The following is a 13821-nucleotide window of genomic DNA, read 5'->3' as shown; positions in this document are numbered from 1 at the left end:
AACGCCACCCCAATAAGGAGTGGCGGAAGAATGTCTTGAATAGCCGAAAAGCGGATATTCCAAATTCTCAATAAAGGGGGGTGAACAATACTTGCTCGGGACACCATGCCTGAACCATTAGGACTCAGACACAACATCATAAATTAATAGCCGAAAGAGCTCGGGTACTGGAAGTTACCAGTGAACACAGAACGGTTATTCCAAAAGTTTGCAATTGAATCGAATGCTTTCATCTTTATCACCATAAATATTAAGTTATCAAAACACATAAAACGTTTAGTGCTCAGCCATCAGGGCTTTACTTAATCTCAGTTCCTTGGAGGCGATACCTCGGGCTCATCCTAGAGCGGTTTACTGTGTTATCTCGTCTTCACCAGAAGATGGGTAAACTATACTCTTACCGTAATAAACTTACAAGCATTTTCTTTAACTTCGTCACACTTTTTTATTTTGTGTGCGCAACGCCTCCTTTTTCTGTAATTTTATTACAGAATCGAACTGCACAATTTAAGCAATTCGCGACTAAAGTGTTACGACCGAGTTCTTGATTTGTTATGCCGCCGCAAAATACCCTAAGGGTTCTGGGGAAATAATAACGACAATAAAACAGGGACAGGTTATGGGCATCATACATAAGCTAAGAGCATTATCTATCAGCCGGCGACTTTATCTACTGGGGATCACCATCACGGTACTGTCCCTCATCCCTCTGCTTCTTTTCGCTTCCAATTACCAGTCAAGCATGCTGGAGCAGAAACGCCTTAAAACCCGCCACCTCGTCGAGTCTGCCCACAGTCTGTTTCACTATTATTACCAACAGGAACAACAAGGCGTGTTAAGTCGTGCCGATGCCCAACAGCAAGCCAAGCAGGCAATCGCCTCTCTCCGGTATGAAGAAAAAGACTATTTCTGGATCAACGACATGACACCTAACATGGTCATGCACCCCTTCAAGCCCTCATTGGACGGCAAGAACCTCTCAGGTTTTAAAGACCCGCACGGTAACCCGCTGTTTTTGAACATGGTCGCTGTGGTCAAGCAACAGGATGCCGGTTTTGTTGACTACTACTGGGAAAAACCCGGATCAGAAGTCCCGGTAGAGAAGATTTCCTATGTCAAAGGATTCCAGCCATGGGGATGGGTTATCGGCTCGGGCATCTATGTCGACGACGTCCAGGCCCAGTTTTATGCCGAAATGAAACAGCTCGGGCTGATCCTGCTGGGCTCGTTATCCATTATGTTTGTGATGGCATGGTCGATTGGCCGCTCCATCACCGCCCCTTGTGAAGAGACTCTCTCGGCCATGCAGGATATTGCCGAAGGCGATGGCGACCTGACACTCCGCCTTCCCAGCCATGGTAATGACGAGCTTAGCCGCCTTGCCCGAGCCTACAACACCTTCGCCGGCAGGATCAGCATTATGCTGAAGGACATCTCCCCTGTCAGCGAACAAATCAGCTCTACCTCCACCCAGCTCAATGCCGTCGCGACCCACACAGTCAACAGCGCAACAGAGTCGCATAAAGGCGTCGACAGCGTGACCGCCGCCATGCTTCAGCTTCATACCAGTAACCAGCAGGTATCGCAGTCGGCACGTCAGGCAGCAGAGGCCGCCATGGATGCCCACCAGCAGAGCAAAACCAGTATTTCTGTTGTCTCAAACTCATCTGCTGAGATGCATGCTCTGCTCAGCCTGTTAGATAATACCGATACCAGTGCCCAGGCACTGGCCAAAGACTCGCAAACCATCGGCTCGGTGCTCGACGTGATCCGGGGCATTGCCGACCAGACTAACCTGCTGGCGCTCAATGCCGCTATCGAAGCCGCCCGAGCCGGCGAACAGGGCCGAGGCTTTGCCGTGGTTGCCGACGAGGTACGTACCCTGGCGACCCGCACCCAGGCCAGCACCAACGAAATCGAAGAAATCATTGATAGCCTCCAGGCCCGGGCTATAGAGGTCAGTGAAGCCCTGGTGCAAACCCGAGAGCAATCTGCCAGCACCGCCAGGCATGCCGATGACGTTGCCCGGACGCTGACTACCATCGGCGAGCAGATCACCACTATCCGTGAGTTCAACCAGCATATTGCCGACGCCAGCACCCAGCAAACCCAGGCGGCCGAAGCGATCAACAGCAACCTTGCCCAGCTAACGGAACACAGCCAAAAAACCGTTCAGCAAGGAGAGCAAATATCAGCTGCCAGTGAGCAACTTCTTGCGAGCGGTCACAATCTTAATGCCCATATTTCGCAATTTAAGATTTAACTGTCCACGTTTCAGACACAGTGGTATCCTTGAAGCAATCGCGATAGTTTATTCTGCTAGATAAAATAGTTCATTGGCCAATATTCAGCTAGTGAATCGCTCAAGCCCAATAGTTTATAAGGGAGACTGCTGTGTCTGAAATCAGTCAACTGTCACCGCAACCTGTGTGGCAATTCTTCGATCAAATCTGTTCAATTCCCCACCCTTCAAAGCATGAAGAGCTACTCGCTCAGCACATCATCAAATTTGCCGAAGGTGAAGGGCTAGAAGTACGTCGTGATGCGGTCGGTAACGTCTTTATCAAAAAGCCTGCGACTCCGGGCATGGAAGACCGTAAAGGTGTTGTTCTGCAAGCCCACATTGATATGGTGCCGCAGAAAAATGAAGACACTGAACACGAATTCACAGAAGATCCGATTCTGCCTTACATTGACGGCGAATGGGTTACAGCCAAGGGCACGACCCTAGGTGCTGACAACGGCATGGGTATGGCCGCATGTCTGGCTGTGCTGGCTGCAAAAAATGTTGAGCACGGTCCGTTGGAAGTCCTGCTGACTATCGATGAAGAAGCCGGTATGACAGGTGCATTCGGCCTGGAAGAAGGTTGGCTGGAAGGCGACATCCTATTGAACACAGACTCTGAGCAAGAGGGTGAAGTGTACATGGGCTGTGCTGGCGGCGTCGACGGTTCAATCACGCTGGATATTGAGCGTGAGACAGTACCGGCTGAACATGCAGCAGTTAAACTGGTGATCAAAGGCCTGAAAGGCGGTCACTCTGGCTGTGACATTCACACCGGCCGTGGCAATGCCAACAAACTGCTGGGTCGCTTCCTGTTTGCCCACGCTGAAGAGCTTGGCTTGCGTCTGACTAGCCTGACCGGCGGTAGCCTGCGTAATGCAATCCCACGTGAAGCCTTTGCCCTGGCGACACTACCGGCTGCCAACGTTGACAAGCTAAACGAGCTATTCACCCACTACCAGTCAATTCTGACTGCTGAACTGGGCAAGGTCGAAACCGACATCAACCTGTTTGTCGAGCCTGCAGAACTGCCTGCTGACGTACTGACCGAAACAGCGCAGAAGCGTGTCTATGCGGTACTGAATGCCTGCCCGAACGGTGTGCTCCGCATGAGTGATGACATCGAAGGTGTGGTTGAGACCTCACTAAACGTCGGTGTTATTACCACCGACGCTGACAAAATCACTATTCTTTGTCTGATCCGCTCACTGATCGACTCTGGTCGCAGTAATGTAGAAGGCATGCTTAAGGCCGTTGCCGAGCTGGCCGGTGCCCAGTGCGAATTCTCTGGTGCCTACCCAGGCTGGAAACCAGATGCAGACTCAGAAGTGATGCACCTGTTCCGCGAAACGTACAAGAACATCTACGGCAGAACACCGAATATCATGGTGATCCACGCCGGCCTAGAGTGCGGTCTGTTCAAAGAACCGTACCCGAATATGGATATGATCTCCTTCGGCCCGACAATCAAGTTCCCGCACTCGCCAGACGAGAAAGTGAACATTGAAACGGTAGGTCTGTTCTGGGAACAGATGGTTGCTATCCTGAAGGCAATTCCGGTTAAGTAATGACAAGATCCGTTTAATAAAAGGCGAGTCTCTAGCAATAGAGGCTCGCTTTTTTGTCACTAAAAACCCTCGAAAGAGAGCTGCTGTGCCCTGAGCCCTTGTTCAAGCCCGACACTTAGCCCTATCAGCCTGATCTCCCTATCCTTCTGCCGGGTCAACGCCTCGTTGAGCAGGCCGACAAACTGGGCCTTATCCAGCTTGGGCTGGCTGTGCTCCACTGTTGTCTGCTGAAAATCGGCAAACTTAACCTTAATCCCCTGTTTGGCAATATTGAGTTCCGGCCGCACCTTCCTGAGACGTTTTTCCAGCTCGGGATACAACGCCTCGACAACCTGCCAACACTGCTCATAGCTGATGATATTCTTCGAAAAAGTCCGCTCGACACCTACCGACTTGCGCTCGCGCTCAACCACAATTTCACGATTATCGATCCCGTGCGCCCGCGACCACAGAGACTGACCAAATTTACCGAACTGCTGCAGCAGCAAATGCCGATCATACTCCTGGACATCCCTGCCGATATACAACCCCTTTTCATGTAGCTTCTGGATAGTGACCTTGCCAACCCCCGGGATCTTCTCCAGCTTCAGATTAGCAACAAAATCGGGGATATCGTCAGGCGTAACTACATACTGGCCATCGGGCTTGTTCAGATCCGATGCTATCTTGGCAATGAACTTGACAGGTGCGATGCCAGCTGACGCCGTCAGATCCAGCTCTTCCCTGATTGCCCGGCGGATATCCTGAGCAATCAGTGTCGCCGAACCATGCATCACCTCACATTCGGTAACATCCAGGTAGGCCTCATCCAGCGAAAGGGGCTCAATTTTATCAGTGTAGCGCTGAAAGATTGCCCGGATTTGCTTCGATACCTCGCGATATACTCCCATCCGCCCGGCAACAAGCGTCAGGTGCGGACACAACTTCATCGCCTGTGCTGTCGGCATAGCTGATCTGACTCCATACTGGCGAGCCAGATAGTTACAGGTACTCAGCACCCCACGCTGCTCCGAACGTCCCCCGATAGCTATCGGCTTATTCTTCAGATCCGGGTTATCACGCATCTCAACGGCGGCGAAAAAGCAATCCATATCGACATGGATAATTTTACGCTGCACTGTAGCAGTGGGGGCGGGTATGACATTTGGCTGCGGCATAGCTCTCTGAAATTAACGGCTTCAGTATTGAAATCTCTCACGCTGGATACATCCATTATACCACTGTTTTTTTATACAGTTGCCAGAATCTGAGACAAACGGCCAGGATTACTCCCGTCGCAGCACAATTATGCGCATCTTGTGTTGCCGCTGAGGGCGTAAAAATGCTATTACTCAATAAACAAAATCACAAGGATAGCTGTAACGACCTGCACTATCGGGTAAAGGAATAATAATGTCGGTATATAAAATCCTTGTCGTAGAAGACAGCAGAGCCTTTCGAAATTACCTCAACATCCAGCTAACACAGGCAGGTTTTGAGCCCGTATTTGCCGAAACTATTGCTCAGGCCAGAGAAATCCTTTCGGCGCAGAAAGACTTTCTCTGTACTGTACTCGACTACTGCCTCCCGGATGGTCAGGACGGGGAAATCATTGATCTCGTCTTGAGCCAAAACCTTAAGGTCATTGTGCTAACAGCGCAATTCAGCACGCAGATCCGCGATACCGTTCTGTCCAAGGGCGTTATCGACTACCTGCTGAAAGACAGTCCGGCTTCTGTCTCTTACCTCATTCCGCTATTGCAGCGACTTGAGGCCAATGATCAGCACAAAACCATGGTGGTGGAAGATTCTGCCACCGTCCGTCACCATTTGGTCAACCTGCTAAGGCGGCAAAACCTCGAGGTCATAGAAGCCTGCCACGGCCAGGAGGCAATTACGCAACTGGAACAACACCCTGACATCAGCCTGATCATCACCGATCATGACATGCCTGAAAAAGACGGGATCACTATGGTTCGGGAAATCCGCCAGCAGTACAGCCGTAACCAGCTTGCCATACTCGGCCTTTCAGGCAGTAACGACGATGCAATGACAGCCCTGTTTCTTAAAGCAGGCGCCAATGATTTCCTTAAAAAGCCATTTAATCAGGAAGAGCTCTACTGCCGCATTCACCATATCCTGAATATGAAGGATACCGCTGACAAACTGTATCGCATGGCCAACCAGGACTCACTGACCGGGCTTTGGAACCGGCGTTACTTCTTCAATCACAGCTGCAGCCAGGACCGTTGCGAATTTCGCAATATTGCCATGGTTGATATCGACTTTTTCAAAAAGGTCAATGATACATACGGCCATGATGCCGGAGATGAAGTGCTGATCCAGGTCAGTCAGCAACTGCAGCAACATTTTCCCGATGACATTGTCGCGCGCTTTGGCGGCGAAGAATTCTGCATTCTGAGCTGCGGAGACTTTGAGCTGTTCACCAGCCGGCTGGAGGCGTTACGGCAGTCCATCGATGGCTTGGATATTATCTATCAGAACTCAACGCTTAATGTCACAATCAGCATTGGCACCGTAAGTGGTAACCAGTCCCTTAGCGACCTGCTCAAGACTGCCGATAGCTATCTCTACCGGGCCAAGGAAAGTGGCAGGAACCAAATACAGGTTGCCCAGAGTATTTAGTTTACCGTCTGCCTGCCATAAAAAAGCCTGAGCATGCTCAGGCTTTTTCTAGTGGCTCGGGTGGATAGGAATCAGATGATCTGATTTTTCTTCCACTCTGCATGTCTTGCTTCACGTGCCTCGCGCTTTTTACGGGCGTCACACGGTTCCGGGCAATCACACTCTTTGGCAATCCCGATACCGTCAAGACCGCCACAGCTTCCGCTCACCGTTTTACGCTGGAAAATGTAGCCCACAGCCATGGCTACGATAACCAGCAAAAAGACAGCAAACGTGGTTAGATATACGACCATGATAACTCTCTACTTCTTCTGCAAATAAGGAACAAAGGCATCCGAGGTATACTCTTTGTAGCCCTGTTCGGTTTTAACAACCAGCAACACCGGCAAACTCTCTTGCTGTGCCAGCTCCAGTGACTTTTCTTCTCCCATCACAGAAAATGCTGTTGCCAGCGCATCAGCAGTCATGCTCGATGGATGGAGAACCGTTACCGATACAACCCGGTTAGTGATCGGTTTGCACGTCTTCGGATCGATCAGGTGCGAATAACGCACGCCGTCTTCCTCGAAGTAATTGCGATAATCACCCGATGTTGCCACAGCCATGTCACCCGGTTCAATGATTTCCTGTACCGCTCGGCTACCGTCATCAGTCGGTTTCTCGATAGCAATACGCCAAGGCTTGCCCTTAACGTTATTGCCCTGCATAGTGAGCTCTCCGCCAATTTCAACCATGTAATCAACAACATTCAGCTCATCGAAGTAACCGGCAACAACGTCTACCCCAAAGCCTTTGGCAATCGAAGACAGATCAACATACAGCTCTGGAATTTTTTTCGTCAGCGTATTGCCAGCGACCGACAAGTGCTCGATACCCACGATGTCACGGCGTGCAGCCAGCTCTTCATCCGTCGGCGTTTTTTCCGGACGTGCTTCCGGTCCGAAGCTCCATAGATTAACCACCGGGCCGACAGTCACATCAAGCGCACCATCCGTCAACTTGGCCAGGCGGATCGCCTCAGCAATAACCTTGGCAGTATCGGCAGACACTTCAAACGGCTGGTTGCTCTGATGCTGGTTGAACTGGCTAAGCTCAGAGTGCTTGCGGTAAGTCGACATTTGATCGTTGACCAGCTCGAGGCGGCGATCGATCTCTGTCTGTATGACGCTACTATCTGGTAGCCCCTCCTGCTTGATCAGTTTGATTGAGTAATAGGTTCCCATCGTCGATCCATTTAAGTGGATCAATTCACGCTGATCACTGCATGCCGACAGGGTGACAGCAAAGACAAACAGCATTATTGCCTTGCGTAGAAACATCTTCATTCAACAACTCTCGATTTCAACGGGTCACTTTTTATTAGGGTCATCGCTTCACCTGACTGGCGCAGCCGTTGTTATGACCACAATAAAAAACGTTTTCTATACTGTTTACGAAAAAAGGCTGACCCAAACCGGATCAGCCAATTTCTTCTAGCGGTGCAGCTTATTAGCCACCGAAGTCATCCAGCAGGATGTTTTCGTCTTCGACACCAAGATCTTTCAACATGCCGATAACGGCAGCGTTCATCATTGGTGGACCACACATGTAGTATTCACAATCTTCTGGTGCTTCGTGATCTTTCAGATAGTTCTCGTAGATCACGTTGTGGATGAAGCCTGTGTAACCATCCCAGTTATCTTCTGGCAGTGGATCAGACAGGGCAACATGCCACTCGAAGTTYTCGTTGTCCGCWGCCAGCGTATCGAAATCTTCAACATAGAACATTTCACGCTTAGAACGGGCACCGTACCAGTAAGTCATCTTACGCTTAGACTTAAGACGAAGTAGCTGATCGAAGATGTGAGAACGCATTGGTGCCATACCGGCACCACCACCGATGAATACCATTTCATTATCAGTCTCTTTCGCGAAGAACTCACCGAACGGACCGGAAATAGTACACTTGTCGCCAGCTTTCAGTGACCAGATGTATGAGGACATCACACCCGGTGGCACGTCAGGGTTGTTTGGCGGCGGCGTTGCAATACGTACGTTAAGCTTAATCAGGCCTTTCTCTTCCGGGTATGACGCCATAGAGTAAGCACGGATTGATGGCTCTTTAACGATTGACTCATAGCGGAACAGGTTGAACTTGTCCCAATCTTCACGGTATTCCTCAGGAATATCGAAGTCAGCGTATTTGATGTGATGCGGTTCAGCTTCAATCTGAATATAACCACCAGCACGGAAAGGTACTTCCTCGCCTTCTGGGATCTGCAGCACAAGCTCTTTGATGAAGGTCGCTTCGTTGTCGTTAGAAAGAACAGTACATTCCCACTTCTTAACACCGAAGATCTCTTCTGGCAGCTCGATATCCATGTCGGTTTTCACGTTAACCTGACAAGCAAGACGCTCGCCTTCACGTGCTTCACCTTTAGTGATGTGGTCAAGCTCRGTCGGCAGAATRTCACCGCCACCYGATTTCACCTTCACACGACACTGGCCACATGAGCCACCGCCACCACATGCAGATGATACAAAGATACCATTTGCAGAAAGAGCGCTAAGTAGTTTGTCACCGGCAGCCGTTTGAATTGCTTTTTCCGGATCACCATTTACTGAGATAGTAATGTCACCTGATGGTACCAGCTTAGATTTAGCGAACAGGATCACTAATACTAGAGCCAGGATAATCAGGGTGAACATAACTACGCCAAGAATAATATCCATTGATTATTCCTTATTTTCCTGATTACAGCTGAACACCGGAGAAGGACATGAAGCCCAACGCCATTAGACCAACGGTGATGAATGTAATACCCAGGCCACGCAGACCAGGAGGTACGTCAGAGTACTTCATCTTCTCGCGGATACCCGCAAGCGCTACGATTGCCAGCAACCAGCCGATACCGGAGCCAACACCGTAAACCACAGATTCAGCGAAGTTGTAATCACGCTGTACCATGAAAGATACGCCACCGAAGATGGCACAGTTAACTGTGATCAGCGGCAGGAAAATACCCAGTGCGTTGTATAGCGGCGGGAAGAAGCGGTCCAGAACCATTTCCAGGATCTGTACCAGTGCCGCGATTACACCGATAAAGGTAATAAAGTTCAGGAAGCTCAGGTCAACGCCTGAAACAATCGCACCGTCTTTCAACAGCAGGTTGTAAATCAGGTTGTTCGCAGGTACGGCGATAGCCAGTACAACGGTAACCGCAACACCCAGACCGAAAGACGTTTTAACCTTCTTGGAAACGGCCAGGAATGTACACATACCCAGGAAGAACGAAAGTGCCAGGTTCTCGATAAAGATCGAACGAACTAAAAGGCTTAGATAATGTTCCATGGTCCCCTTACTCCTTCGCTTCTACTTGTTCTGGACGGAAAATACGAATAGCCCAGATCATGAAACCGATCAGGAAGAACGCTGATGGTGCAAGCAGCATCATACCGTTTGGCTGGTACCAGCCACCTTCAGAGATCAGCGGTAGAACCTGAACACCGAATAGTTTGCCCGAACCCAGTAGTTCACGGAAGAAACCAACAGTGATAAGTACGAAACCGTAACCCAGGCCGTTACCAATACCGTCGATAAGAGATGGCAGCGGCGCAGACTTCATCGCATACGCTTCTGCACGCCCCATGACGATACAGTTGGTAATGATCAGACCAACGAATACAGACAGCTGCTTGGAGATGTCGTAAACAAAGGCTTTCAGTACCTGGTCAACCACGATTACCAGTGAAGCGATGATTGCCATCTGGGCAATGATACGCACACTGTTAGGAATGTGGTTACGGATCAGTGATACGAAAAAGTTAGAAAACGCCGTAACGAAAATTACCGCCAGCGTCATAACAAACGCTGTTTCTAGTTTGGTTGTTACTGCCAGAGCAGAACAAACACCAAGAACCTGAAGCGCGATTGGGTTGTTGTCAACAACCGGCGCTAACAGAATCTTTTTCATTTCTTTAGCATCAGCCATTGTTTAGGCCTCCCTCACGAACCTTAGTCAGGAATGGACCAAAGCCCATATCACCCAGCCAGAAGTCGAAGGTGTTCTGTACACCATTACCTGTCAAGGTTGCACCAGACAGACCATCTACACCGTATAGATCGCCGGCAGGAGCGCCACCTTTGACAACACGAATTGCTGGCTTGTTGTTCTCATCAAACAGCTTCTTGCCAACAAACTGAGCACGCCAGTTCGGGTTTTCTACTTCACCACCCAGCCCAGGTGTTTCKCCCTGCTCGTAGTAAGTAATACCCGATACGGTGTTGCCGTCTGTCTCGACTGCAACAAACGCGTACATCATTGACCACAGACCATTACCGTGAACAGGCAGGATCAGTTTTTCAGTGTTGTCGCTTGCATCTTTAACCAGGTAAATCGTGGCAATATTCGCGCGGCGAATGATTTTTGCCTTGTCCTGATCACCAGATAGCTTGATAGACTGGCTAGGATCTTTAGCCGCGGCACGCTGCTTGTATTCAGCAGGTRCGACGCCAGCTTCAGATTGCTCGACAAACTCACCRGTTTCAAGGTTAACCAGTTTTGGTTCGATGAACTGATGGTAAGCTTCGGTTACGTTAGTGCCTTCTTCAAGCAGGCCWGCAACTGAAAGGATATTGCGCTGAACATCCAGTACGGCATTTTTCTGCTGAAGCGGACGCAGGCTAACGGCTGCGGTTGATACCACGATAGAGCACACTAAGCTCAATGCGATAACAACAATCAGCGTTTTCTTAATGCTATCGTTATTACTTGACATGACGAGCTAGTCTCCGTTTGATGTTGCCCTGAACCACTAGGTTGTCAAATAGAGGTGCGAATAGGTTAGCGAATAGAATCGCCAGCATCATACCCTCTGGGTACGCCGGGTTAACTACACGTACCAGCACCGCCATAACACCGATGAGTGCGCCGTACCACCACTTACCTTTGTTGGTAAATGCCGCAGACACAGGATCGGTTGCCATGAACATCATACCGAATGCAAAACCACCCAGAACCAGGTGCCAGTGCCAAGGCATGCTGAACATTGCATTAGTGTCAGAACCAATGATGTTRAACAGAGTAGCCGTCGCAATCATACCAATCATGGTACCTGCGATGATGCGCCATGAAGCGATGCCCATGAACACGATCATTGCACCACCAAGGATGATAGCCAGCGTCGACACTTCACCGATTGAACCCGGGATGTTACCGATAAACGCATCCATCCAGCTGATTGCTTCGCCAGTCACSGTRTTGATCACACCAGCCTGGCCGCCGTTCGCCCACTGGCTCAGTGCCGTTGCACCCGAGAAGCCATCTGCCGCAGTCCAAACCAGATCACCAGAGATCTGAGCCGGATAGGCGAAGAATAGGAAGGCACGACCTGCAAGCGCAGGGTTCAGGAAGTTACGGCCTGTACCACCGAAGATTTCTTTCGCCACAACAACACCGAAGGTAATACCCAGTGCTGCCTGCCAAAGTGGTAGTGTTGGCGGAACGATAAGTGCGAACAGGATAGAAGTAACAAAGAAGCCTTCGTTAACTTCGTGCTTGCGCACCATACAGAAAAGCACTTCCCAGAAACCACCTACGGCAAAAACAACCGCGTAGATAGGCAGGAAGAACGTCGCACCCAGTAGCATTTTGCTACCCCAGCCAGCGTCTGCCGACAAGGTGCCACCCAGCATTTCTGTCAGCCAGTAGTGCCAGTCACCTRCGATAATCGCAGCCAGCTGCTCACCGGCGTACATGTGGTTGAGTGCAACAACAGCCTGGTGACCGGTATTGTACATCCCCCAGAACATGGCTGGGAAAACGGCAAACCACACCATGATCATGATGCGTTTCAGATCGATGCTATCACGCACGTGCGAGCCAGAACGCGTCACCTGACCCGGYGTATACATAAGAGTGGCAAACGCTTCATAAAGCGCAAACCATCTCTCGTGCTTGCCACCCGGCTCAAAGTGGTGCTCGACCTGCTCGAGTAAATTCTTGAGGCTCATGAATTACCCTTCCTTCTCAATTGTATCCAGGCACTCACGTAGAAGTGGGCCGAACTCATACTTACCTGGGCATACGAATGTACATAGAGCCAGATCTTCTTCGTCAAGCTCTAGTGCACCTAGCTGCTGTGCACTGTCAACATCACCKGCACACAGGTCACGAAGTAGCAATGTCGGTTCAATATCAAGCGGCATTACTCGCTCGTAGTTACCGATTGGCACCATTGAACGCTCACTACCATTCGTCGACGTTGTCATATTGAACAACTGGCCAGGGAAGAACTGGCTAAGGAACGAGCGAGTCACAGAGAACTTGTTCTTACCTGGTGCAATCCAGCCAAGAAGCTCTTTCTCGCGACCTTCACGAAGTGCAGTTACCTGTAGGTGGTAACGGCCAAGGTAGGCATGAGCACCAATCGCATGCAGACCATTCAGTACTGAGCCTGAAAGCACACGCAACTCACCTGGCATTAGCTCAGAGTCGGTGATCTGATCGACAGACGCACCAATTTGAGTACGTACCAGACGAGGGCTGTTTACAACAGGACCGGCAAGAGAAACAACGCGATCAGTGTATAGCTCACCRGTCAGGAACAGCTTACCGAATGCAATCACATCCTGGTAGTTGATGTGCCATGCCACGTTCTCCAGGTTTGCACCAAATAGCGTGTGGATATGGGTACCCACAAGRCCAGCAGGGTGTGGACCGTTGAATACATGCTCTTCGATATTGGCTTCGTTCGAACGAGGCAGGCTAGCACCAGATTTACAAACCATCACCTTGTCGCTAGTCAGACGAGACAGAAGCGTCAGACCGGCTACAAAAGCATCGCTTTGTTCATTGATGATAACTTCCGGGTTGGCCGCCAGAGGATTGGTATCAATAGCGGTGACAAAGATAGCCTGAGTTTGTGCATCTACCGCTGGAACCTTGCTGAAAGGACGTGTACGCAGAGCCGTCCACATACCTGACTCAACAAGCTGCTCGACAACTTTGCTGCGCTCTAGCTGAGCCAGCTGAGCTGCTTCGTAGCGGTTGAATRTTACTTGCTCGTCGCCTTCTACATCGATCACTACAGACTGTAGAACACGCTTCGCACCACGGTTAATTTCTGCAACCTTGCCGCTGGCTGGTGCAGTGAACTTAACGCCTGGGTTCTTCTTGTCTTCAAAAAGAACCTGGCCTTTTTTCACTACATCCCCTACGCGGGTATGCATTGTAGGACGCATACCAACATATTCTTCGCCAAGCAAGGCGACTCGTGTGATGGTCTTACCATCATGTATCGCCTGGGCAGGAGTCCCTGAAATTGGGATATCCAGACCCTTTTTTATTGTAATCATACGCACTT

The 13821-nt window shown here is 50.1% G+C and carries 13 protein-coding genes; 3 read left to right on the top strand and 10 right to left on the bottom strand.

Annotated features, from left to right (window positions below; translation table 11 throughout):
• Positions 1-143 precede the first annotated feature (143 nt).
• Positions 144-233 carry a small protein VcdP gene (gene vcdP / locus EIZ48_RS31230; protein WP_483875137.1) on the bottom strand — a complete coding sequence of 30 codons (90 nt, stop codon included), beginning with the start codon at positions 231-233 and terminating at the stop codon, positions 144-146.
• Between the two features lie 386 nt (positions 234-619).
• On the opposite strand from vcdP, the gene EIZ48_RS25365 reads away from it, so the two are divergent.
• Both EIZ48_RS25365 and EIZ48_RS25360 read left to right on the top strand, forming a co-directional pair.
• Positions 620-2263 carry a methyl-accepting chemotaxis protein gene (locus EIZ48_RS25365; RefSeq protein ID WP_160657866.1) on the top strand — a complete coding sequence of 548 codons (1644 nt, stop codon included), beginning with the start codon at positions 620-622 and terminating at the stop codon, positions 2261-2263.
• A gap of 131 nt (positions 2264-2394) precedes the next feature.
• Positions 2395-3852: a beta-Ala-His dipeptidase gene (locus EIZ48_RS25360; protein ID WP_160657864.1), complete on the top strand. Its 1458-nt coding sequence runs from the start codon at positions 2395-2397 to the stop codon at positions 3850-3852.
• Positions 3853-3911: 59 nt separating this feature from the next.
• Here the strand turns inward: EIZ48_RS25360 and dinB are convergent, their stop codons facing one another.
• On the bottom strand, positions 3912-5009 hold the full coding sequence (dinB, locus tag EIZ48_RS25355) for a DNA polymerase IV (RefSeq protein ID WP_160657862.1): 1098 nt from the start codon (positions 5007-5009) through the stop codon (positions 3912-3914).
• Between the two features lie 235 nt (positions 5010-5244).
• On the opposite strand from dinB, the gene EIZ48_RS25350 reads away from it, so the two are divergent.
• Complete coding sequence (locus EIZ48_RS25350; protein ID WP_160657858.1) at positions 5245-6477, top strand: response regulator; 1233 nt, start codon at positions 5245-5247, stop codon at positions 6475-6477.
• A gap of 71 nt (positions 6478-6548) precedes the next feature.
• On the opposite strand, the gene nqrM is transcribed toward EIZ48_RS25350, so the two are convergent.
• The 8 genes from nqrM to EIZ48_RS25310 all read right to left on the bottom strand — a co-directional run bounded on the left by nqrM (position 6549) and on the right by EIZ48_RS25310 (position 13813).
• Positions 6549-6770 (bottom strand): (Na+)-NQR maturation NqrM, encoded by a 222-nt coding sequence (gene nqrM, locus EIZ48_RS25345; RefSeq protein ID WP_075763764.1) that lies wholly within the window; start codon positions 6768-6770, stop codon positions 6549-6551.
• A 9-nt stretch (positions 6771-6779) separates the two neighbouring features.
• Positions 6780-7775 carry an FAD:protein FMN transferase gene (locus EIZ48_RS25340; RefSeq protein ID WP_240153098.1) on the bottom strand — a complete coding sequence of 332 codons (996 nt, stop codon included), beginning with the start codon at positions 7773-7775 and terminating at the stop codon, positions 6780-6782.
• 190 nt (positions 7776-7965) lie between these two features.
• A complete protein-coding gene (gene nqrF / locus EIZ48_RS25335) occupies positions 7966-9189 on the bottom strand; it encodes an NADH:ubiquinone reductase (Na(+)-transporting) subunit F (RefSeq protein WP_075763760.1) in 1224 nt (407 codons plus the stop codon).
• 22 nt (positions 9190-9211) lie between these two features.
• A complete protein-coding gene (gene nqrE, locus EIZ48_RS25330; protein ID WP_075763758.1) occupies positions 9212-9808 on the bottom strand; it encodes an NADH:ubiquinone reductase (Na(+)-transporting) subunit E in 597 nt (198 codons plus the stop codon).
• A 7-nt stretch (positions 9809-9815) separates the two neighbouring features.
• Entirely contained in the window at positions 9816-10448 is a 633-nt protein-coding gene (locus EIZ48_RS25325; protein WP_075763756.1) for an NADH:ubiquinone reductase (Na(+)-transporting) subunit D, read from the bottom strand.
• Entirely contained in the window at positions 10441-11235 is a 795-nt protein-coding gene (locus EIZ48_RS25320) for a Na(+)-translocating NADH-quinone reductase subunit C (protein WP_160657853.1), read from the bottom strand. The genes EIZ48_RS25325 and EIZ48_RS25320 overlap by 8 nt, the downstream gene beginning before the upstream one ends.
• The gene (locus EIZ48_RS25315) at positions 11225-12469 is read right to left on the bottom strand and encodes an NADH:ubiquinone reductase (Na(+)-transporting) subunit B (protein WP_160657850.1); all 1245 of its coding nucleotides are present in this window, start codon (positions 12467-12469) and stop codon (positions 11225-11227) included. The genes EIZ48_RS25320 and EIZ48_RS25315 overlap by 11 nt, the downstream gene beginning before the upstream one ends.
• A gap of 3 nt (positions 12470-12472) precedes the next feature.
• Positions 12473-13813, bottom strand: a complete 1341-nt coding sequence (locus tag EIZ48_RS25310) for a Na(+)-translocating NADH-quinone reductase subunit A (protein ID WP_160657848.1) — start codon at positions 13811-13813, stop codon at positions 12473-12475.
• Positions 13814-13821: the final 8 nt, after the last annotated feature.

The sequence above is a fragment of the Photobacterium alginatilyticum genome, from assembly GCF_009910675.1.
In the GTDB taxonomy this organism is placed as follows: Bacteria; Pseudomonadota; Gammaproteobacteria; order Enterobacterales; family Vibrionaceae; genus Photobacterium; species Photobacterium alginatilyticum.
Note: the sequence above shows the minus strand (reverse complement) of the source record. Positions and strands in the feature narration are given on the sequence as shown.